At 69.2% G+C, this 19,817-nt stretch carries 20 protein-coding genes; 11 read left to right on the top strand and 9 right to left on the bottom strand.

Annotation, left to right across the window (positions count from 1 at the left end; translation table 11 throughout):
* Window positions 1-896: 896 nt before the first annotated feature.
* Window positions 897-1,454, bottom strand: a complete 558-nt coding sequence (locus HWX08_RS33280; RefSeq protein WP_069257714.1) for a sugar O-acetyltransferase — start codon at window positions 1,452-1,454, stop codon at window positions 897-899.
* Between the two features lie 379 nt (window positions 1,455-1,833).
* Here HWX08_RS33280 and HWX08_RS33285 point away from each other — a divergent pair, with 379 nt between their 5' ends.
* Window positions 1,834-2,448 carry a glutathione S-transferase family protein gene (locus HWX08_RS33285; RefSeq protein ID WP_069257715.1) on the top strand — a complete coding sequence of 205 codons (615 nt, stop codon included), beginning with the start codon at window positions 1,834-1,836 and terminating at the stop codon, window positions 2,446-2,448.
* A 61-nt stretch (window positions 2,449-2,509) separates the two neighbouring features.
* On the opposite strand, the gene HWX08_RS33290 is transcribed toward HWX08_RS33285, so the two are convergent.
* Window positions 2,510-3,469 carry an ion channel gene (locus HWX08_RS33290; protein WP_069257716.1) on the bottom strand — a complete coding sequence of 320 codons (960 nt, stop codon included), beginning with the start codon at window positions 3,467-3,469 and terminating at the stop codon, window positions 2,510-2,512.
* A 178-nt stretch (window positions 3,470-3,647) separates the two neighbouring features.
* A complete protein-coding gene (locus tag HWX08_RS33295) occupies window positions 3,648-4,667 on the bottom strand; it encodes a sulfate ABC transporter substrate-binding protein (RefSeq protein WP_069257717.1) in 1,020 nt (339 codons plus the stop codon).
* Window positions 4,668-5,118: 451 nt separating this feature from the next.
* Between HWX08_RS33295 and dapA the strand changes: the two genes are divergently transcribed.
* Window positions 5,119-6,012 carry a 4-hydroxy-tetrahydrodipicolinate synthase gene (dapA, locus tag HWX08_RS33305; RefSeq protein ID WP_174922376.1) on the top strand — a complete coding sequence of 298 codons (894 nt, stop codon included), beginning with the start codon at window positions 5,119-5,121 and terminating at the stop codon, window positions 6,010-6,012.
* Window positions 6,013-6,107: 95 nt separating this feature from the next.
* Here dapA and HWX08_RS33310 read toward each other — a convergent pair whose 3' ends face one another.
* Window positions 6,108-6,317 carry a hypothetical protein gene (locus HWX08_RS33310; protein ID WP_069257719.1) on the bottom strand — a complete coding sequence of 70 codons (210 nt, stop codon included), beginning with the start codon at window positions 6,315-6,317 and terminating at the stop codon, window positions 6,108-6,110.
* A gap of 120 nt (window positions 6,318-6,437) precedes the next feature.
* Complete coding sequence (locus HWX08_RS33315; protein WP_069257720.1) at window positions 6,438-7,493, bottom strand: LysR substrate-binding domain-containing protein; 1,056 nt, start codon at window positions 7,491-7,493, stop codon at window positions 6,438-6,440.
* A gap of 106 nt (window positions 7,494-7,599) precedes the next feature.
* On the opposite strand from HWX08_RS33315, the gene HWX08_RS33320 reads away from it, so the two are divergent.
* Window positions 7,600-8,883 (top strand): MFS transporter, encoded by a 1,284-nt coding sequence (locus HWX08_RS33320; RefSeq protein WP_174922377.1) that lies wholly within the window; start codon window positions 7,600-7,602, stop codon window positions 8,881-8,883.
* 14 nt (window positions 8,884-8,897) lie between these two features.
* On the opposite strand, the gene HWX08_RS33325 is transcribed toward HWX08_RS33320, so the two are convergent.
* On the bottom strand, window positions 8,898-9,536 hold the full coding sequence (locus HWX08_RS33325; RefSeq protein WP_174922378.1) for a glutathione S-transferase family protein: 639 nt from the start codon (window positions 9,534-9,536) through the stop codon (window positions 8,898-8,900).
* Between the two features lie 111 nt (window positions 9,537-9,647).
* Between HWX08_RS33325 and HWX08_RS33330 the strand changes: the two genes are divergently transcribed.
* The 3 genes from HWX08_RS33330 (at window position 9,648) to HWX08_RS33340 (ending at window position 13,270) form a co-directional block, all read left to right on the top strand.
* Entirely contained in the window at window positions 9,648-10,568 is a 921-nt protein-coding gene (locus HWX08_RS33330) for a LysR substrate-binding domain-containing protein (protein WP_069257723.1), read from the top strand.
* Between the two features lie 251 nt (window positions 10,569-10,819).
* Window positions 10,820-11,104 (top strand): hypothetical protein, encoded by a 285-nt coding sequence (locus HWX08_RS33335; protein WP_174922379.1) that lies wholly within the window; start codon window positions 10,820-10,822, stop codon window positions 11,102-11,104.
* 48 nt (window positions 11,105-11,152) lie between these two features.
* Window positions 11,153-13,270, top strand: coding sequence for a phosphocholine-specific phospholipase C (locus HWX08_RS33340; protein ID WP_174922380.1), 2,118 nt, complete (start codon window positions 11,153-11,155; stop codon window positions 13,268-13,270).
* Window positions 13,271-13,330: 60 nt separating this feature from the next.
* On the opposite strand, the gene HWX08_RS33345 is transcribed toward HWX08_RS33340, so the two are convergent.
* Window positions 13,331-13,954, bottom strand: coding sequence for an RBBP9/YdeN family alpha/beta hydrolase (locus HWX08_RS33345; RefSeq protein ID WP_069257726.1), 624 nt, complete (start codon window positions 13,952-13,954; stop codon window positions 13,331-13,333).
* A gap of 329 nt (window positions 13,955-14,283) precedes the next feature.
* Here HWX08_RS33345 and HWX08_RS33350 point away from each other — a divergent pair, with 329 nt between their 5' ends.
* Genes HWX08_RS33350 through HWX08_RS33365 form a run of 4 tightly spaced genes read left to right on the top strand, consistent with a single transcriptional unit; the run spans window position 14,284 to window position 16,920 of the window.
* The gene (locus HWX08_RS33350) at window positions 14,284-15,225 is read left to right on the top strand and encodes a 2-hydroxyacid dehydrogenase (RefSeq protein WP_069257727.1); all 942 of its coding nucleotides are present in this window, start codon (window positions 14,284-14,286) and stop codon (window positions 15,223-15,225) included.
* Window positions 15,226-15,251: 26 nt separating this feature from the next.
* Entirely contained in the window at window positions 15,252-16,184 is a 933-nt protein-coding gene (locus HWX08_RS33355; protein ID WP_174922381.1) for a hydroxymethylglutaryl-CoA lyase, read from the top strand.
* A gap of 26 nt (window positions 16,185-16,210) precedes the next feature.
* Complete coding sequence (locus HWX08_RS33360; protein WP_069257729.1) at window positions 16,211-16,717, top strand: YbaK/EbsC family protein; 507 nt, start codon at window positions 16,211-16,213, stop codon at window positions 16,715-16,717.
* Complete coding sequence (locus tag HWX08_RS33365) at window positions 16,714-16,920, top strand: DUF1289 domain-containing protein (RefSeq protein WP_174922382.1); 207 nt, start codon at window positions 16,714-16,716, stop codon at window positions 16,918-16,920. Before HWX08_RS33360 ends, HWX08_RS33365 begins: the two co-directional genes overlap by 4 nt.
* 275 nt (window positions 16,921-17,195) lie before the next feature.
* On the opposite strand, the gene HWX08_RS33370 is transcribed toward HWX08_RS33365, so the two are convergent.
* The gene (locus HWX08_RS33370) at window positions 17,196-18,098 is read right to left on the bottom strand and encodes a DMT family transporter (protein ID WP_174922383.1); all 903 of its coding nucleotides are present in this window, start codon (window positions 18,096-18,098) and stop codon (window positions 17,196-17,198) included.
* Between the two features lie 112 nt (window positions 18,099-18,210).
* Here HWX08_RS33370 and HWX08_RS33375 point away from each other — a divergent pair, with 112 nt between their 5' ends.
* Window positions 18,211-18,702 (top strand): Lrp/AsnC family transcriptional regulator, encoded by a 492-nt coding sequence (locus HWX08_RS33375; RefSeq protein ID WP_069257732.1) that lies wholly within the window; start codon window positions 18,211-18,213, stop codon window positions 18,700-18,702.
* 33 nt (window positions 18,703-18,735) lie between these two features.
* On the opposite strand, the gene HWX08_RS33380 is transcribed toward HWX08_RS33375, so the two are convergent.
* Window positions 18,736-19,632 carry an alpha/beta fold hydrolase gene (locus HWX08_RS33380; RefSeq protein ID WP_174922384.1) on the bottom strand — a complete coding sequence of 299 codons (897 nt, stop codon included), beginning with the start codon at window positions 19,630-19,632 and terminating at the stop codon, window positions 18,736-18,738.
* Window positions 19,633-19,817: the final 185 nt, after the last annotated feature.

The raw sequence follows: 19,817 nt of genomic DNA on the forward strand, positions 1-19,817 counted from the left end.
TCCAGCGGTGAGCGACGGCACGACGATCGAACCAGGGCACCGATTCGAGTGTGGACAACCCAACCCGAGAGCAGTCGAGACGCTGTGAAATTCAACGGTGAGCGCGGGCGCCCTGTCGCACGAAGGCGGCACTTCGGCGCGATCAGCCGCCCCGCAACCACGCTGCGCCCCGTGGCTCCGGATTCGCGCAGACGCGGCCGAGCCGCACGCACGCGCCCCTCACCGCTGAAATACACAGCAGGTCGACTGGCTTCGGCGACCGGCTATCCAACTCGGTGCACGGACTCGAACGGAACGCGCGATCGCGTGTGCGGTTAGAATGCGCAACCGCTCGAAGCGATGCCGAAGATCACGAACGGGCACGCCGCTCGATCGGCCACCGACGCTCACCATTGAAATACACAGCGCTGCGAGTGAATTCGGCTGCGAAATATCCACACCGCGATACGCGCCCGGATCTATCGCCGACCCGCGCGTGCCGTTAGAATGCGCGGCGCCCCGAATTCCCGCGCGACGCGCGCTCGACTCCCGGAAGTCCACACCAGGCAAGCCTCACCCGCAATCGGTCGCCAACACTCACCCTTCGGAAGCACAGCATTTTTCGTCGTTCGGAGTCGCGGTTGTCCACACCCTGCATCACGCTCACCGATGAAAAGCACAGCGTGGCGAGTGATTTGAGAGCCGGGATATCCACAACCGACGCCGCGCAGGAATGTGCGGCCAGCGCATCGGCAATGTCGGCTCATGCATCTGCCCGCGACCGGTGTCGAATGCCGGGAAGTCCCGCCGATGCTGGCTCCAGCGATACACTCACCGTTCGCATCCACAGCGTTTCGAGTGGTCGGGGGGCCGGTTGTCCACATTCACGTCGCCGCTGAAGAGGCGCTCAGCCACCGTCACTCGGCAATCGATCGAATGATCCGCGCCGGATTTCCACCGACCAGCGTATTCGGCGGAACGTCCCGCGTCACGACCGAACCCGCGCCAACCACCGCGTTCTCGCCTACCATCACGCCGCCGATGATCGTCGCGCCGGCACCGATCCATACGTTCCGCCCGATCACGATCGGCTTCGCGACGACGAACTCGCGCCGCCGGGAAGGTTCGACGGGATGGCCGGACGTGATCAGGCTGACGTTCGGCCCGATCATCACGTCATCGCCGATTTCGAGCCCGCCGAGATCGTAGAACGTGCAGTTCTGGTTGACGAACACGTTGCGCCCGAGCTTCATGCCGGTACCGCCCGTCGCGTAAAACGGCGGGATCAGGACGAAGCGGTCGTCCACTGGCGTGCCGATCAGATCGCCGAACAACGCACGAACTTCGGCGGCATCGTCGAACGTCAGGCGATTGATCCGCGCAGTGATCGACATCGCCCGCTTGATCTCGGCCACCATCTCCGCAGATTCCGGCGTTCGTCCTGGAATGATTGTGGTGCGATCGTCGTTTGCCATGCGTGGGGCTCTCCGATTAATTCCATGTTTCGCGATGCGTCGGCAACCGCCGGCGGATGCCGTGTTGCCGTGTTGCCGTGTTGCCGTGCTTCCGTATGAGCCGACGCTGCCGGCTCCGCGATGCCATTCGCATAAGTCCGGCTCAAATCAAAATTGCAGGCGCCGTTCATAACTAGTATAAATATAACTAGTTATGAATAAACCTCCTTGCAACATAAGCCTTTGCCCCTCTTTCCGCCCGATCCACGCTCGACGTACCCCCCTCCAACCATCGCCCGCCGCTTGCCGCCGTCGACCGGCCGCCCCTGTCCGAACCTTCGGCGCTCGGGTACGCTTGAGCATCACCGGACCGACAGCTGCACCCGAACGCGGAGGCGCGATGAAGCTCTATTACTGGCCGAAGACCCGGGCATTCCGGGCGTTGTGGATGCTCGAGGAGCTCGGCGTGGTGTACGAACTCGTGCCGATCGACCTGCGCTCGCACGAACAGGGCAGCGACGCGTTCGTGCAGGTCAACCCGATGGCCAAGCTGCCCGCGCTCGACGACGGTAGCGTCCCGTTCGCCGAATCGGGCGCCGTGCTGCTCTATCTTGCCGACCGTTGTCCCGGTGCCGGGCTCGGCGTCGCGCCCGACGATCCGCTGCGCGGCCGTTTCCTCCAATGGATGTTCTTCACGCCGACCTGCCTCGAACCGGCGATGGCCGAAAAATTCACCGGCGCGTCGGGCAATCCGGTCGCGTTCGGCTGGGGCAACATCGCACGCGTGCAGCGCGCACTGGCGCAAGCGCTCGCCCATGATCCGTGGCTCGTCGGCGACCGTTTCACCGCGGCCGACCTGCTGCTCGCCAGCACGCTGAAAATCGCATTCGACGCGCATCTGCTGCCGCACGAAGGCGTGCTCGGCGACTACGTCGCGCGCGCCGAGGATCGCGACGCGTTCCGGCGCGCGGTCGCGATCGAACAGCGCGAGGCGGCCCGTCTGCTGCACGCTTGACGAGTAGACGCGTAATGCGCGAACGCGGGCGCAGGCGCCGCCCGACCACCCGCGCGCGCCATTACGCGGCCGGCCCCGACGCAGCGCCCGCATCGACCACCGCGCCCGGCGAGCCCCGTTCGTCGGTATCGACATCGACCGGCACCACGTCATGAAAATGCGTGTAGTCGATATGCGTGATGCCGTCCTCGTCGTGCATCAGGTCGACATAGCGGTGACGCCAGCGGATCTCGCCATGCGTCCACGAATGACGCGCCTGCATCACCTGCGCGGTCGTCTCGTCCGAGCCTTCGATCGTGATCAGCAACGACGCGTCGCGCGCGGCGAGCGATTCGGGCGTCTCGCCGAACAGCGCGCTCGATTCGTCGATCACGTGCATCAGGTTCCAGCCGAGCAGGAAGATCGGATGCTCGCTGCGCACGAGCGGCAGGTCGTGGATCTTGCGCAGCGTGTAGCCCTCGTGCGTGCCTTCGACGCGCATCAGCCGCAACTTCGCCTGCGCCTCGGCAATCACGTTCTGGCGTGCATTCGCGGCGCGCACCATCAGCGTCATCCGGCCGTTCAACGGCCGCACGACCGCATAGCGCGCGAACAGGATCTTCGCCTGCGGCCGTGAAAACCGCGCGAACACCAGCCCCGTGGCCATCGCGATGCCCGACATCCCGATGAAGATCTCGAGCGTCGCGACCAGGTGCGCATAGACGGTCTGCGGATGCATGTCGCCATAACCGACGGTCGCGAGCGTCTCGACGCTGAAGAAGAACGCGCCGCCGAACCCGGCCGGCGACTGGTTCGCGATCGACGCGTGGCCGAGCAGGTAGAGCACCGCGAAGACGCCGTTGAGCAGCAGGAACAGCGCAGCGAGCGCCAGGAAGAAGACGGGCCAGCTCACCGTCAGCGCGCGGTGATAAAGGTCGCGCCAGCCGGGCGGCGGCATCCCGTACGCGACGACCGGGCGCGTGCCCGACCAGAGCTTGCGGCCACGGCCGCGGGGAGCTGGGGAGGACGAATCGACGTTCATCGCGCGGCGCCGGAAGCAGGGAGGCGATGAGCGTAGCACGCGCGGCGGCGGCCGGGTATGCGTGCCGGTTCGGAACGGGCATCCGCCGCGCCGCCGGCCGCGCGGCGAAAAAAAACCGGCCGCGGAAGCGGCCGGCTGCGTCGTCGGCGTGCGGTGGAGCGCACGGCATGCGCGGCGCTTACTTGCGGTCGACGATCACCTGGTCGAACGTGCCGCCGTCGGCGAAGTGCGTCTTCTGCGCGTTCGCCCAACTGCCGAAGACCTGCTCGACGCTGAACGTCTTCAGCGGCTTGAATTCGGCCGCATGCTTCTTCAGCACGTTCGCGTCGCGCGGGCGCAGATGGTGCTGCGCGATGATCTCCTGCGCTTCCGGCGTATACAGGTAGTCGAGATACGCCTGCGCGACCTTGCGCGTGCCCTTCTTGTCGACGACCTTGTCGACGACGGCGACGGGCGGCTCCGCGAGGATGCTCGCCGACGGATACACGGCGTCGAACTGCGCGCCCGACGCGCCTGTGTCCATCAGCGCGACTTCGTTCTCGAACGTGACCAGCACGTCGCCGATGCCGCGCTGCGTGAACGTCGTCGTCGCGCCCCGGCCGCCGGAATCGAGCACCGGCACGTTGCGGAAGATCGCCTTCTCGAAGTCGATCGCCTGCTGGTCGGTCGCGCCCTTCTGCTTCTGGAAGCCCCACGCGGCGAGATACGCATAGCGGCCGTTGCCCGACGTCTTCGGGTTCGCGATGATCACCTGCACACCCGGCTTCGCGAGGTCGCTCCAGTCCTTGATCGCCTTCGGGTTGCCCTTGCGCACGAGGAACACCATCGTGGTCGAGTACGGCGAGCTGTTGTCCGGGAAACGCGCGCGCCAGTCCTTCGGCAGCAACTGGCCACGCTCGGCGAGCAGGTCGATGTCGTTCGGCTGGTTCATCGTCACGACGTCGGCCTGCAGCCCCTGCAGCACCGACAGCGCCTGCGCGCTCGACGCGCCGTGAGACTGCTTGATCGCGACCGTCTCGCCGGTCTTCTGCTTGTACGCGGCGGCGAAGCTTGCGTTGATGTCCTTGTACAGCTCACGCGTCACGTCGTACGACACGTTCAGGATCGACGTATCCGCGTGCGCGGCCGTCGCCGCCACGACCAGCGCCGCCGCCGCGCCCGTGTGCAGCCAGCGACCGATCCCCTTCATGCTTGCCATCGTGATATGCCCCGTTTCCAGTGGTGGTGAATGTGCGTGACGGCACGCGTACGCGCTGTCATCCAAACGTAAGCGGGCATTCTAGCGGCCGCGCGCGGCACGCTTTCCAATCAGTCGTGGAAAGCAAATCTCGAATTCTGCTAAACGGCGGCGCGCGCTCGCGCGCGGATCGTAACCGGTGTTAAGATCGCCGCTCAGCCCACTTACGGTTCCTCCATGTCCGCTACCCTGCGCTCGCTTCCGATCCTCGCCGCCGTCGCGGCAGGTGCGCGCGCGGCCGGGCTGAAACTGAAAAAACGACTCCTCGACTGACGGGGACGTCGCGTCCCGTCAGGCGAATGCCGGACGGGATGCCCGCAGGTCGTTTCTCTTTCCTTGCTTGCACGCCTCGCTCCGGCCCTGCGCCGGCGGAACGGTTCCTTCCCACTCCGTTTCCATCATGAGGCTTTGCATGAACACACGTTTCGAAGGTATCTGGCTGCCGATCATCACGCCGTTCCATCACGGCGAAGTCGACCATGCCGCGCTCGCGCGGCTCGCGCGCCACTATGCGGCCGCGGGCATCGCGGGCTTCGTCGCGGGCGCGACGACCGGTGAAGGCGTGCTGCTCGACGCGCGCGAACAGGACGCGGTGTTCGCGACGCTGCGCGAAGCGGCGCCCGGGCTGCCGATCGTCGTCGGGCTGACCGCGAGCGCGACGCATCTCGCGGCGGCCCGTGCGCGCGAACTCGCGGCGTTGCGGCCCGACGGGCTGCTCGTCACGCCGCCCGTCTACGTCCGGCCGACGCAGGACGGCATCCGCCGCCACGTCGAGGCGATCGTCGACGCGGCCGACCTGCCGGTGCTCGTCTACAACATCCCGTACCGCACGGGCGTGAACGTCGAACTGGAGACGCTGCAGGCGCTCGCGCGCGACGCGCGGGTCGCGGGCATCAAGGAGTGCGGCGGCACGCTCGACCGGATGAGCCGGCTCGTGCACGACACGCCGCTCGCGATCCTGTCCGGCGACGACAACCAGAACTTCGCGGCGATGTGCGCCGGCGCACACGGCGCGATCGCGAGCAGCGCGCACGTGCTGCCCGAATGGCACGTGCGCATCCATGCGCTGCTGCGCGACGGCCGGCTCGCCGATGCACGGCGCCTGTCGGTCGCGCTGCAGCCGCTCGTCGCGGCGCTGTTCGCGGAGCCGAACCCGGCGCCGGTGAAGGCCGTGCTGGCCGCGCAAGGCTGGTGCGAAGACGGGCTGCGGCTGCCGTTCGTGCCGGTGAGTGACGCGTTGAGGGCGCGGCTGGCGGCGATCCGGGCGGCACTGAACGAAGTCGAGCCGGACATCGCAGCGGCATGAATCCCGTCGGCGGCCAAGACTGCGCACCCGTGCGCTGAGCCTGGGGTCGTGGGTCACGACCCACAAAAAGATGCGCGTATCGAGCAACAACCGCATCAGCGCCCTTCGAAAGCATCCAGCAGGTCATCGGGCAGCGGAGCGTCGAAATCGTCCGCGATCCGGGCCTGCCCTTGCAGCACGCCGAACCGCACGGGCGCATCGGCCGTCACGCGCCGATCGGCTGAAGCCCTGTCGCCGTGAATCGCGGCATCTGTCCTTTGACGCCGATCGACGTCGCTGCCGCCGGGTGTATTCGCGTCTTGCATGATGACCTCCGTTTCAAGTGAACCCCACTGTAATCAGGTTCACGCGATCGATCCATTCGACCGATCGGCAGAGGGCTTGCCGAACCGCACCGCAACCCACGGCGCAAAGCGAGCGTCTTGTCACGCCGCCAGCACCGCCCCCTCCGTCGCCTCCCGCACCGCCTGCTTCACGATCCGCGCGAGCCGATCGACGGTCGGCGTCGCCGACGACGTGCGCCGCAGCAGGATCAGCGGCAGGCTGGGCAGCGCCGGCAGCCCGCACGAAGCCGCATCGAGCACGCGCACCGACGCCGGCAGCCCGTAGTGCGAGCGCACCGTCAGCCCGAGGCCGGCCGCCGCCGCGGCCCATAACCCGGCGAGACTCGGCGTCGTGAACGCAACGCGCCAGGGCATGCCGGCGCGGTCGAGCGCGGCGGTCGCCGCGCCGAAGAACCGGCACGGCCGGTCGAACACGACGAGCGGCAGCGGCTCGCCCGGCACGGCCATCGCGCCGATGCCCGTTTCGCCGCGCGGCGCCTCCGTGTCGTCGGCCTCCGTGCCGCCGCCCGGCGTGCCGAAACCGCCCGCGCCCGGGCCCGCCGCGCCGACCCACTGCATCGGCACGTGCGCGATCGCTTCGCTGTCGACGCCCGCGCGCGCCACCAGCGCCGCCGATGCCGGGTCGCCCCACACCAGCGCGAGATCGAGCTGGTTCGCGTCGAGCCGGTCGAGCAGGTCGGCATTGCGCGCGACGCGCGCCTCGATCCGCACCTTCGGATGCGCGCGCGCGAACCGCCCGAGCACGTCGGGCAAAATCGCCTCGCCGAAATCCTCCTGCAGCCCGACGCGCACCCAGCCGTCGAGATTCATCCCGCGCACCGCCGCGGCCGCCTCGTCGTTCAGCTCGATCATTCGCCGCGCATAGCGCAGCATCGCGTCGCCGGCGTCGGTCAGCGCCAGCCCGCGCCCGGCTTTCACGAACAGCGGCGTGCCGGCCTGCTCCTCGAGCTTGCGGATCTGCGCGCTCACCGCCGACGACGAGCGCGCGACGCGATCGGCCGCCTTCGCAAAACTGCCGAGATCCACGCCCGCGACGAGGCTGCGCAGCGCCGCCACGTCGAAGTTGGGCCGCACCCGTGCGGCATCGGCTTGCGCGAACGACTCGCCGTCGCCGCGCGGAACGTCTTGTCCGGACATCTCAACCATCCTGTTTTATCGAACGATCCATCAAGAACTTTCCGATTTTCAGGATGAATGTAGGCCGCCAGACTGTCGATGTCAATTTCCAACCGGGCCTGCCGTCATGGATACCTCGTACGTCGCTTCCCCCTCCTCGCCCGCCCGCGCTGCGCGCGGTCCCGCCCATCGCTGGCGCGTGCTGGCCGCCGGCGTCGCCGCGAACATGAGCTTCTCCGCGGCGGCGGCCGGCATTCCGACCACGGCCGTCTGGATGCGCACGGCCTACCACCTCGACAACCACGCACTCGGCCTCGTGCTCGGCGCGCTCGGCTTCGGCGTCGCGCTGTCCGAGCTGCCGTGGGGCATGGCCGCCGACCGCTTCGGCGACCGCCGCGTGCTGCTCGCCGGGCTCGTCGCGACGGCCTCGATGTTCGCGCTGATGGTGGCCACGATCGTTCCGACCGCGCACGGCGTGCCGCCGCTGCTGCGCGTCGTCGCGGCGATGTGCTGCGTCGGGCTGCTCGGCGGCAGCGTGAACGGGTCGAGCGGGCGCGCGGTGATGCGCTGGTTCGGCGAGCGCGAACGCGGGCTCGCGATGAGCATCCGTCAGACGGCCGTGCCGCTGGGCGGCGGCATCGGCGCGGCGCTGCTGCCGTCGCTCGCCTCGCACCTCGGCTTTGCTGCGGTATTCGGCGCGCTGATGCTGCTGTGCGCCGGATCGGCGGCGCTGACCTGGCGCTGGCTGCACGAACCGCCCGCGGCCCCGGCCGTCGCGGCCGCCGCAGCCATTGCCGCGCCACGTGCGACCGGGCCCGCGCATCGTGCCGCCCCGCGCAGCCGCGGCCCGCTGACGAGCGGCCCCGTGTGGCGCATCGTGCTCGGCATCGGCGCGCTGTGCGCACCGCAATTCGCGGTGCTCACGTTCGCGACGGTGTTCCTGCACGACTTCGGGCGGCTCGGCCTCGCCGGCATCAGCACGGCGATGGTCGCGCTGCAGCTCGGCGCGATGGTGATGCGCGTGTGGAGCGGCCGCCATACCGACCGGCACGGCAACCGGCGTGCGTACCTGCGCGGTTCGGTGCTCGTCGCGGCCGGGTCGTTCGCGCTGCTCGCCGCGGCGACGGCCGGCAGCCCGGCTGTCCCGCTCGCGGCGATCGTCGCGATTCTCGTGTGCGCCGGCGTCTGCGTGTCGGCGTGGCACGGCGTCGCGTATACGGAGCTCGCAACGCTCGCGGGCGCCAACCACGCGGGCACCGCGCTCGGAATGGCGAACACGATCGTCTATCTCGGGCTGTTCGCGACGCCGCTCGCGATCCCGCCGCTCCTCGCGGCCGGTTCGTGGAGCGTGGTGTGGCTCGCGGCCGCGCTGGTCGCGGGCGCGACCTATCCGCTGTTCGCCGCGCGCTAGCCGCCGCGCTTGCGTCAGGCCGCTTCCCGCGCCAGCGCGCGCCGGGCGGCCGGTCGTTCGGCCTCGCGCTGCGCATGAGCGGTCCACGCGGGATGCCGCGTCATGTCGAGCCCGATCGCGACACCCCAGCGATACAACACGAACAGGAACGGATCGACGATCGAGTGGGCGCCGGGCTCGGCCCACATACGGCCGTCGGCCAGCGCCGCTTCGATCGTGTCGTTTGCGGCTTCGATCACGCCGCGCCCGTGCGTGCTGACGGCGCCGTGCAGCGCCGGATCGCCGATGAAGCGGCCCGGCCGCCACAGCGCGCCGTAGCCGACGCCGTGCACCCAGCCGACCAGCCACGCGAGCCATTCGTGGCACCGCGCCTCGCGCAGCGGATCGCCGAGCGGCAGCAATTGCGTGTCGGGATGACGGCGCGCGAGATACGTGAGGATCGCCGGCGTTTCGGTCAGCACGCGCGGCTCGCCCGGGATCGCGAGCACCGGCACGCGCGCCTTCGCGTTGATCGCGAGATAGCGCGCTTCGAGATTCTGTTGCTGGCGCACGGAGACGATTTCGACGTCGAACGGCGCGCCGGTTTCCTCCAGCGCGATGTGGGCGGCAAGCGAGCAGGCGCCCGGCGAAAGATAGAGACGATATGCGTTCATGGTGGCGTGGCCCGACGGGCTGTGGAAGACGGAACCGAGTGTAGGAACGCGGGCCCGCGCGCCGCAAACGATGAATTGTCGTGCTCGGGCATTAGTGTTACTAATACCCGCATGCGACGCATCCACCTTCCTCCGCTGCAGACGCTGCGTGCGTTCGAGACCGCCGTGCGGCTGCAGAGCTTCACGCGCGCGGCCGACGCGCTCGCGCTCACGCAAGGCGCCGTCAGCCAGCACATCCGCGCCCTCGAGGCGCAGCTCGGCTATCCGCTCTTCACGCGCGAGCGCAACGGCGCGACGCCGACGCACGCCGCGCACGCGCTCGCGCTGCAGGTCCGCCAGGGCCTGAGCGTGCTCGAACGCGCGTTCGAGCCGGCCCTCGCCACGCGCAGCCGCCCGCGCACGTGCGACGTCACGCTCAACGTCAGCGTGCTGCCGAGCGTCGCCGAGCGCTGGCTCGCGCCGCGCCTGCCGCGCTTCTCGGCCGCGCACCCGCACATCGCGATCGCACTGCACCCGGAGGTCGCGCTCGCGCCGCTGCGCAAGCGCGACCGTATCGACGTCGCGCTGCGCTACGGGCCCGGCGCGTGGCCGGGCGTCGTCGCCGAGAAGCTGATGAACGAGACGATCTTTCCGGTCGCGAGCCCCGCGTACCGCAATCGCGACGGCATCGCGCCACGCGCGCCGGCCGACCTCGTGCGCGCGACGCTGCTGCGCCATCCCGCGCAGCCGTGGGAACCGTGGCTTCAGGCCGCACGGCTCGACCTCACCGAATCCGCGCGCGCCCCGCGATTCACCGATGCGAATGCGCTGATCGACGCCGCGCTGAAAGGCCGCGGCGTCGCGCTCGCGCGCCGCTCGCTGATCGAACCCGAACTCGCGAACGGCTCGCTCGTGCGCGTGTCGACGGTGCGCGTGACCGACGTGTATGCGCACTACGTGGTGTGGCGCCCCGGCCATCCGCACGAAGCGGCCATCCGCACGTGGCTCGACTGGCTGCGCAGCGAGGTGCGGCGACGCACGCCGCGGCGCTGACGCAACGCGACCGGCTGCACACGGTCATCATGAACGGCGACGCTGCCGCATACGCGATCGCATCCACGTAAAAGCGCCCTGCCCGCATCCGCATCCGCAAATATTGCGTGCCGCCGATCGCGCGAAAGCACTTGGTCAGGATGTCGAAAGCATCGTGCGATCACGCGCCGGTCGCAAACGATTCACCGAAACGTCGCATCGCATCGGCATACTCGAAAACGTTTCCCGATCAGCCTGCCAGGAGAGAAGTCATGCATCGCGTTTCCGTCGTCGTCGTTCTTTGTGCCGCCGCTCTCGTCGCCGCCTGCAGCGACGACGCGCCGCACGACGCACACGCGACCGACGCATCGCAGCAGGCCGGCGCATCGGCCGGCTCCGCCAGCGCGTTCAACAACGATGCCGCCGCGAACCGCGCCGCGTCCGATGCCGCGCCGCTCGCGCCGCCCGTCGTGCACTACCCGCCCGATGACGACGACGACGCGAAGCCCGCGGCCAATGCGGGTGCGTCGAGTGCCGCCGCGTCGTCGCCCGGCTGATCCCGCCGCTTTCGTCCCCCGACCGCAGCAGAACCGAGGTGAAACAACATGACGTCATCGAGCCGCCGCCGTTTCCTGCATACCGTCGCACAATCCGCGGGCGCCGCCGTCGCCCTGAACGCCTTCCCCGAATCGATCCGCCGCGCGCTCGCGATTCCCGCCGCGCGCGGCACCGGCACGATCCGCGATGTCGAGCACATCGTCGTGTTCATGCAGGAGAACCGCTCGTTCGATCATTACTTCGGACACCTGCGCGGTGTGCGCGGCTACAACGACCGCTTCCCGATTCCGCTGCCGAACGGCAAGCCGGTGTGGTACCAGCCGTCGAAGGCCGATCCGTCGAAACCGGTGCTGCCGTTCCGGCTGAACACGCTGACGACGAGCGCGCAGTGCGTCGGCGATCTCGACCACTCGTGGTACAAGACGCACGCGGCGATCGACGGCGGCCGCTACGACCAGTGGCCAGCAAACAAGACCGACATGACGATGGGCTATCACGTGCGCGAGGACATCCCGTTCCACTACGCGCTCGCCGATGCGTTCACCGTGTGCGACCACTACTTCTGTTCGCTGCCGGGGCCGACGCACCCGAACCGTTCGTACCTGATGACGGGCACGGTCGATCCGACCGGCAAGTTCGGCGGCCCGCTGCTCGACAACAGCGACTATGTGGACGGCGACGGGCCGCCCGCGTACCAGCTGCTGTCGTGGACGACCTTTCCCGAGCGTCTCGAAGCGCATGGCGTGTCGTGGCAGATCTACCAGCAGGGCACGACCGGCAACGATCCGTACAACGGCAACTACGGCACGAACGTGCTGCAGAACTTCGCGAACTTCATCAATGCGAAGCCCGGTTCGTCGCTGTACCAGCGCGCGCAGACGGCGCGCACGCTCGACAACCTGAAGGACGACGTGATCAACGACCGGCTGCCGCAGGTGTCGTGGCTGTGCCCGCCCGCCGCGTTCTCCGAGCATCCGAAATACACGCCCGCGTACGGCGCGAACTACACGTCGCAGATCCTCGATGCGCTCACGTCGAACCCCGACGTCTGGCGCAAGACCGTGCTGTTCATCATGTATGACGAAAACGACGGCTTCTTCGACCACATCGTGCCGCCGCAGCCGCCGACGTCGGCCGCGCAGGGCGCGTCGACCGTGACGACCGACGGCGAGCTGCACACGGTCGTGAATCCCGGCCGCGGCGGCAGCTACACGGCCGACGGCCTGCCCTACGGCCTCGGGCCGCGCGTGCCGATGACGGTCGTGTCGCCGTGGACGAAGGGCGGCTTCGTGTGCTCGCAGGTGTTCGACCACACGTCGGTGATCCGCTTCATCGGCGAGCGCTTCGGCATCGACGAGCCGAACATCACGCCGTGGCGCCGCACCGTGTGCGGCGACCTCACCGCCGCGTTCGACTTCCGTTCGTCCGACGCATCGTTCCCGCCGCTGCCCGATACCAGCCAGTACCGCTCGATCGCCGACCAGCAGTGCACGTCGCAGCCCGCGCCGACCGTGCCCGCGACGCCGTCGCCGGTCGAGCCGCAGGAGCCCGGCGTGCGGCCCGCGCGTGCGCTGCCGTACGAACTGCACGTGAATGCGAGCATCGACGGGACGCGCCTGCGCATCGAGTTCGCGAACCGCGGCAACCAGGGCGCGCACTTCCACGTGTATGCGACGAACCGCACCGACGGCCCGTGGCGCTACACGGTCGGCGCGCGCCGCGTGCTGCATGCGGACTTCGACCTGACGGCGACGCACGGCGCGTACACGTTCGCGGTGTACGGGCCGAACGGTTTCGTGCGCGTGTTCTCGGGCAACGTGTCGGCCCCGGCCGTGCCGCATCGCAATGCGGCGCAGCCGGAAGTGAAGGCCGGCTACGACGTCGCGAACGGGAACCTGTACCTGAAGCTGCGCAACCATGGCGGCGCGCACGTCACGCTCTCGCTGACCGACAACGCATACGGCGCGCCGCCGCGGCAGGTCACCCTGCACGGCGGCGACGAACGCGTCGAGCAGTATGCGCTCGCGTCGAGCCACCACTGGTATGACGTCACGGTGAGCGACGGTGCGAACGGCACGTTCTCGCGCCGGTTCGCCGGCCACGTCGAGAACGGCCGGCCCAGTTACTCGGACCCGGCCGCCGTCAAGCCCGTCTCCGCCGTGTAAGCCCGGCGCCGCGGCGTGGCGCGGCCCTCGCCGTGCCGCGCGCGCCGCCTGCCCGACCCGTCAGATCGCGTGCGCGAGCGCGCGGTCGACAAGCGCGGCTTCGAAGCCGTCGTCCGTATCGCGAAAGCGCAGCGGCGCCGCGCAGTGGACGAGCGTGTCGATGAAATACTTCGCGCGCGGCCACGGCCCGAAGCCGGCCGCGGTGTTGATGTGCCCGGCGTCGCCGAGGTTCACGAACGCGCTGCCCAGGTGCTGCGCGAGCGTGCGCGCGTCGGCGAGCGGCATCCACGGATCGGTCTCGCTGCCGATCACGATCGACGGCACGGCGAGCCGGCGCGCGTCGAACGGCCCGGCGAACGTGAATTTCTTCGGACTGGCCGGCGCGACGAGCAGCACGCCCGCGACGTCGCCCGCATGCGGCCACTGCGCGAGCGCATGCGCGGTCGCGAGGCAGCCGAAGCTGTGCGCGGCCAGCACGAACGGGCCGCGTTCGCGGTCGAGCAACGCGCGTACCGAGCGCGCCCAGCCCGCGAGATCGGGCGCGTCCCAGTCGTCCTGCTCGACGCGCAGCGAGCGCGGAAACTGCCTCTCGAGCCAGGTCTGCCAGTGAGCGCCTTCGCTGCCGTGCAGGCCCGGAACGGTCACGAGCCGCGGCGGCCACGCCGATTTGCTGCATGCGCGCATGATTGCCCTCGCTTGCCTGAAAACGGGATTCGATTGTGGCGCGGCGCGCCCGGCGGCCGAACCAATATTTTGTGCTTTGCTTTTGCGTGGCCCGGCGAGCGGGGGACGACCGCCCGCACCGGGCCGCCCCGCGCACCGGCGCGATGCGCCGCGAAACCGTAGAATGTGGGCTTCCCGTCAGCTTCACACGGAACCGGGGCCGGGCGCCGACGCGCCGGGCGCCCGGTCGTCAGGAGACGCCCCATGTCCGCTACGCCCGCCGGCGCGCCGCGCCCGGCTTCCGTCGCCGTTCCCGCTGCGCGCGTCGCCCGCACGCGCGCCGTCGTCCGATGAAGATCCTGTTCCATTCCCCGCACCAGGAAGCCGCGGCGTGGCGCGACGAGATCGCGCAGGCGCTGCCGGAAGCCGAACTGCGCGCGTGGCAGCCGGGCGACACGGCCGCCGCCGATTACGCGCTCGTGTGGCGCGCGCCGCGCGAATTCTTCACGCCGCGCGACGGTCTGCGCGCGATCTTCAACCTCGGCGCCGGCGTCGACGCGCTGCTCGCGCTCGAGCGCGCGCATCCGGGCACGCTGCCGCCGCACGTGCCGCTCGTGCGGCTCGAAGATTCGGGCATGGCGCGGCAGATGGTCGAGTACGTGACGCACGCGGTGCTGCGCTACCTGCGCCGCTTCGACGAATACGAAGCGCTGCAGCGCGCGCGCCGCTGGCAGCCGCTCGAACCGCATGCGCGCGCCGGCTTCACCGTCGCCGTGCTCGGCCTCGGCGTGCTCGGCACGCAGGTCGCGCTCGCGCTCGCCGCGCTCGGCCTGCCCGTGCGCGGCTACAGCCGCAGCCCGAAGCAGCTCGACGGCGTCACGACCTTCGCCGGCGACGGCGCGTTCGATGCATGCCTGGACGGCGCGAAGGTGCTAGTCAACCTGCTGCCGAGCACGCCCGACACCGACGGCATCCTGTCGTCGCACGCGTTCGCGCGGCTCGCGCCCGGCGCGTATGTCGTCAACGTCGCGCGCGGCGCGCATCTCGTCGACGCCGACCTGCTCGACGCGCTGTCGAGCGGCCGGATCGCCGCCGCGACGCTCGACGTGTTCCATCGGGAGCCGCTGCCGGAAGACCATCCGTTCTGGCACGCGCCGCGCATCACGATCACGCCGCACAGCTCGGCCGAAACGCTGCGCGACGAAGCCGTCGCGCAGATCGCCGGCAAGATCCGCGCGCTCGAGCGCGGCGAGCATGTTGGCGGCATCGTCGACTACGCACGCGGCTACTGAACCGACAGACCAATCAGGAGACAACCATGACCTTCCCCACCGCCGTCAAGATCGTCGAAGTCGGCCCGCGCGACGGGCTGCAGAACGAGAAGACCTTCGTGCCGACCGACGTGAAGATCGCGCTCGTCGACCGGCTGTCGCGCGCCGGCTTGCGCAACATCGAAGCCGCATCGTTCGTGTCGCCGAAATGGGTGCCGCAGATGGCCGACGGCGCCGACGTGATGGCCGGGATCGAGCGCCGCGCGGGCACCGTGTACTCGGTGCTCACGCCGAACCTGAAGGGCTTCGAGAACGCGCTCGCCGCGCGCGCCGACGAAGTGGTGATCTTCGGCGCCGCGAGCGAGGCGTTCTCGCAACGGAACATCAACTGCAGCATCGCCGAGAGCATCGCGCGCTTCGAACCCGTCGCGAAGGCGGCGAAGGATGCGGGCGTGCGGCTGCGCGGCAGCGTGTCGTGCGCGCTCGGCTGCCCCTATCAGGGCGACGTGCCGGTCGCGTCGGTCGTCGACGTCGTCGAGCGCTTCGCGGCGCTCGGCTGCGACGAGATCGACATCGCCGACACGATCGGCGTCGGCACGCCGAAGCGCACGCGCGACGTGCTCGCGGCCGTCACGCGCGTGTTCCCGCGCGAACGCCTGTCGGGCCACTTTCACGACACCTACGGCCAGGCGCTCGCGAACATCTACGCGGCGCTGTTCGAAGGGATCGAGATCTTTCACGCGTCGGTCGCGGGCCTCGGCGGCTGCCCGTACGCGAAAGGCGCGACCGGCAACGTCGCGACCGAGGACGTGCTGTATCTGATGCAGGGCCTCGACATCGACACCGGCGTCGATCTCGCGCAGGTCGTCGCCGCCGGCGACTTCATCTCGACCGCGATCGGCCGCGCCAACGTGTCGCGCGCCGGTCGCGCATTGCTCGCCAAGGCGCAGAGCGCGGCCGACGCCGCGAACTGCGCATGACCCCGGTATTCGACGGATTCCTCAACATGACGACACCCGCTTCATTCGATTCCCTCCCCGATTCCGCGCGACGCGTCGCGCTGCTGCTGCGCGAGCGCGGCCATGCGAAAGACATCGTGATGCTCGCGGAAACCGGCAAGACGTCGGCCGAGGCCGCGGCCGGGCTCGGCTGCTCGGTCGCGCAGATCGCGAAATCGATCCTGTTTCGCCGCCAGTCGGACGGCGCGCCCGTGCTCGTGGTCGCGAGCGGCGTCAATCGCGTCGACGAGAAGAAGGTCGCCGCGCAAGTGGGCGCGGTCGGCCGCGCGGATGCGAAGTTCGTGCGCGACAACACCGGCTACGCGATCGGCGGCGTCTGCCCGATCGGCCATCTCGTCGAACCGGTCACGCTGATCGACGCCGACCTGCTCGCGCTCGACAGCCTGTGGGCGGCCGCCGGTCATCCGCACGCGGTGTTCAACCTGTCGCCGAACGAACTCGTGTCGCTCACGGGCGCGCCGGTCGCGGACGTCGCGCTGCGGGAGCCCGCATGAGCGACGTGCCGGTGCACGCCGGCACGGTCGGCTCGCCGTGCACCGACGTCTGCCGGATCGATCCGCGCACCGACTGGTGCGCGGGTTGCCTGCGCACGCGCGACGAGATCAAGGGGTGGCGCGCATCGGACGACGACGCGAGGCGCGCGTTGCTCGCGCAGCTCGATGCGCGGCGGCGCCTGCTCGCGCGGAGCGGCGCATAAAAAAAAGCCGTTCAGCCTGGCGGGCGAACGGCATGAGATCGGAATCCTGTGAACGTGATCAACGTCACAGCCCGCATCATACGAGCGACGCGACGGCATCGCATCGGGTGTTTCCCTACAACTTCTTACAGCATCTTTCACGCGTGCGGGCGCGCGGCTTTTCGCTCGCGCGATCCGTGCCGTCCATGCGTAGTATGCGTTCCCGACATGCGGATTCGACGTACCGCGGCTACGCGCCGCGACGCCCCGCGGCAGCGCCGAATCGCACGATCGTTTCAGTTGCCGACCGCCGCGCGACGCGCGGGCACGATGCGCCAGCCGAGATTCACGCCGGCCGCCGCGAGCAGGATCAGCAGCGCGCCGACCACCTGCGTCCATGCGAGCGTCTGGCCGAACGCGACGCGATCGACGACGATCGCGACGACCGGATAGACGAACGACAGCGCGCCGGTCATCGCGGTCGGCAGCTTCTGGATCGCGCCGTACAGCAGCACGTACATCAGGCCCGTGTTGACGACACCGAGCACGACGAGGTCGAGCCATTGCGCGGCGGTCGCCGGCAACGTGCCGAAGTGCGCGAACGGCGCGAGCAGCAGCACGCCGAGGCCGGCCTGCAGCAGCGCGAGCAGATGCGGCGGCGTGCCCTTCAGGTGCTTCGTGACGATCGACGAAATCGCATACAGGAACGCCGCACCGAGCGACAGCGCGACGCCCTCCAGATATTCGCCCGGCACCGCGAGCACGGCCGGCTCGACGCGCACCACGGAGACGAGCCCGACGAATGCGAGCGCGAGCCACGCGATCGTCGACGCGGAGATCCGCTCCCGGAACACAATCGCGCCGAGCGCGACGAGCATGAACGGCTGCGTGTTGTAGACGGCGGTCGCCATCGAGATCGACGCGCGCGAATACGCGGCGAACAGCAGCAGCCAGTTCGCGACGATCGCGACGCTGCCGAGCGTCGCCAGCGCGAGCATCCGCGGCGAGAACAGCGCACGGCGCAGGAAGCCGAACGCCGCGCATACGATCGCGAGCGTCGCGGCGCCGAACAGGCAGCGGAAGAACACGACGTTCGTCAGCGGCTGCTGCGACGACATCACGAGCCAGCCGATCGTGCCGGACATCATCATCGCGACGACCATCTCGGCGGCGCCGCGGCGGATTTCATTCGAAGCCATCGTGACCTCTGTTCAGAAGAGTGGATGACTTCGATTCTAGAAACTTGCTTTCGCGACAGCCACGGCTAAACTGAAGTAAATCGACCGATTCACCTTCGAAAGAAAAGCGATCATGCCGAAACGCCTTTCCCCGCCCGCCGTCGCGTCGCTCGACGCCACCGACCGCGCGATCCTCGCGGCGCTGGCCGACGACGCGCGCATCGCCACCAGCGAACTGGCCCGCCAGATCGGACTGTCGGCGCCCGCGACCGCCGACCGCGTGCGGCGGCTCGAGGCGCAAGGCGTGATCGCCGCGTTCACCGTCGAACTCGACCCGCGCGCGCTCGGCTACACGCTGCAGGCGATCGTCCGCGTGAAGCCGCTGCCGGGCCAGCTGCATCTCGTCGAGGAGATGCTGCGGCGGATGCCGGAATTCGTGGAGGTCGACAAGGTCACCGGCGACGACTGCTTCATCTGCCGGCTGTACCTGCGCACGATCGAGCACCTCGACGGCATCCTGTCGAAAGTGACGGAGCGCGCCGAGACGAGCACCGCGATCGTGAAATCGACGCCGGTGCCGCGCCGGCTGCCGCCGCTCGTCGAGGACGACGGCGCGCACCGCTGAGCGGCGGGCCGCGCACGCCGGCCAACCGCACGCTCAGGCGGCCGCGTCGCGCGCGTCGAAGAACGCGAGCAGTTCGTCGATCAGCGCGGCGGGCGCCTCTTCCGGAATGTAGTGCCCGCAGTCGAGCGCGCGGCCGCTGACGTCGCGCGCGACGCGGCGCCATTCGTCGAGCGGATCGAAGCAGCGGCCGACGATCCCGTTCGCGCCCCACAGCACGCGCAGCGGGCACGCGACCTTGTTGCCGCGCTCGAGATCCGCACGGTCGTGTTCGAGGTCGATCGTCGCCGATGCGCGGTAGTCCTCGCACATCGCATGCACGGCGCCCGGCTGCGCGAGCGCGGCGCGGTACGCGGCGAGCGCCTCGGGCGCGAACGGCGCGAGGCCGGCGGACCGGTTGCCCATCACGCGCTCGATGTACGCGTCGGTGTGCGCGCCGATCAGCGTCTCGGGCAGCGGCTCCGGCTGGATCAGGAAGAACCAGTGGAAGTACGCGGTCGCGAATGCGCGATCGGTTTTCTCGTACATCGCGAGCGTCGGCGCGATATCGAGCAGCATCATCCGCTCGACGGCGTCCGCGTGATCGAGCGCGAGCCGATGCGCGACCCGCGCACCGCGATCGTGTGCGCATACGTGGAAGTGCTTGAAGCCGAAATGCCGCATCACCGCGACCTGGTCCGCCGCCATCGCCCGTTTCGAATACGGCGCATGCTGCGCGTCGCTCGGCGGTTTGCCCGACGCGCCGTAACCGCGCAGGTCGGTGGCGATCACCGTGAAATGATTCGCCAGCGTCGCCGCGACGCGATGCCAGATCATGTGGGTTTGCGGATGCCCGTGCAGCAACAGCAGCGGCGGGCCCGCGCCTCCTTTGACACCGAAGATGTCGGTGTCCTGCACCCTCACGCGAAACGGTGCAAACGCCTCAAACGACATGGTTTGTTTCTCGTTGGTTTGTTATGGCGGCTATTTTAGGAGCGCGCGCGCATCTTCACAGCGCGGTAAGCACCGGAAACCATAGAAAGAGAACACTCACTCGATTGCATGCACGCCGCACATTTTGTTAAGCTCGCGTAGAATCGCACGATCGTTCGTATTAATATGAACGAACGCGTTCGCAG

The sequence above is a fragment of the Burkholderia metallica genome, assembly GCF_902832845.1.
Classification (GTDB): domain Bacteria; phylum Pseudomonadota; class Gammaproteobacteria; order Burkholderiales; family Burkholderiaceae; genus Burkholderia; species Burkholderia metallica.

What these genes read in the sequence shown, in the direction of transcription:
- HWX08_RS33280 (WP_069257714.1), bottom strand. Translation starts at nt 1,454, where the DNA reads ATGGCAAACGACGATCGCACCACAATCATTCCAGGACGAACGCCGGAA.
- HWX08_RS33285 (WP_069257715.1), top strand. Translation starts at nt 1,834, where the DNA reads ATGAAGCTCTATTACTGGCCGAAGACCCGGGCATTCCGGGCGTTGTGG.
- HWX08_RS33290 (WP_069257716.1), bottom strand. Translation starts at nt 3,469, where the DNA reads ATGAACGTCGATTCGTCCTCCCCAGCTCCCCGCGGCCGTGGCCGCAAG.
- HWX08_RS33295 (WP_069257717.1), bottom strand. Translation starts at nt 4,667, where the DNA reads ATGGCAAGCATGAAGGGGATCGGTCGCTGGCTGCACACGGGCGCGGCG.
- dapA (WP_174922376.1), top strand. Translation starts at nt 5,119, where the DNA reads ATGAACACACGTTTCGAAGGTATCTGGCTGCCGATCATCACGCCGTTC.
- HWX08_RS33310 (WP_069257719.1), bottom strand. Translation starts at nt 6,317, where the DNA reads ATGCAAGACGCGAATACACCCGGCGGCAGCGACGTCGATCGGCGTCAA.
- HWX08_RS33315 (WP_069257720.1), bottom strand. Translation starts at nt 7,493, where the DNA reads ATGTCCGGACAAGACGTTCCGCGCGGCGACGGCGAGTCGTTCGCGCAA.
- HWX08_RS33320 (WP_174922377.1), top strand. Translation starts at nt 7,600, where the DNA reads ATGGATACCTCGTACGTCGCTTCCCCCTCCTCGCCCGCCCGCGCTGCG.
- HWX08_RS33325 (WP_174922378.1), bottom strand. Translation starts at nt 9,536, where the DNA reads ATGAACGCATATCGTCTCTATCTTTCGCCGGGCGCCTGCTCGCTTGCC.
- HWX08_RS33330 (WP_069257723.1), top strand. Translation starts at nt 9,648, where the DNA reads ATGCGACGCATCCACCTTCCTCCGCTGCAGACGCTGCGTGCGTTCGAG.
- HWX08_RS33335 (WP_174922379.1), top strand. Translation starts at nt 10,820, where the DNA reads ATGCATCGCGTTTCCGTCGTCGTCGTTCTTTGTGCCGCCGCTCTCGTC.
- HWX08_RS33340 (WP_174922380.1), top strand. Translation starts at nt 11,153, where the DNA reads ATGACGTCATCGAGCCGCCGCCGTTTCCTGCATACCGTCGCACAATCC.
- HWX08_RS33345 (WP_069257726.1), bottom strand. Translation starts at nt 13,954, where the DNA reads ATGCGCGCATGCAGCAAATCGGCGTGGCCGCCGCGGCTCGTGACCGTT.
- HWX08_RS33350 (WP_069257727.1), top strand. Translation starts at nt 14,284, where the DNA reads ATGAAGATCCTGTTCCATTCCCCGCACCAGGAAGCCGCGGCGTGGCGC.
- HWX08_RS33355 (WP_174922381.1), top strand. Translation starts at nt 15,252, where the DNA reads ATGACCTTCCCCACCGCCGTCAAGATCGTCGAAGTCGGCCCGCGCGAC.
- HWX08_RS33360 (WP_069257729.1), top strand. Translation starts at nt 16,211, where the DNA reads ATGACGACACCCGCTTCATTCGATTCCCTCCCCGATTCCGCGCGACGC.
- HWX08_RS33365 (WP_174922382.1), top strand. Translation starts at nt 16,714, where the DNA reads ATGAGCGACGTGCCGGTGCACGCCGGCACGGTCGGCTCGCCGTGCACC.
- HWX08_RS33370 (WP_174922383.1), bottom strand. Translation starts at nt 18,098, where the DNA reads ATGGCTTCGAATGAAATCCGCCGCGGCGCCGCCGAGATGGTCGTCGCG.
- HWX08_RS33375 (WP_069257732.1), top strand. Translation starts at nt 18,211, where the DNA reads ATGCCGAAACGCCTTTCCCCGCCCGCCGTCGCGTCGCTCGACGCCACC.
- HWX08_RS33380 (WP_174922384.1), bottom strand. Translation starts at nt 19,632, where the DNA reads ATGTCGTTTGAGGCGTTTGCACCGTTTCGCGTGAGGGTGCAGGACACC.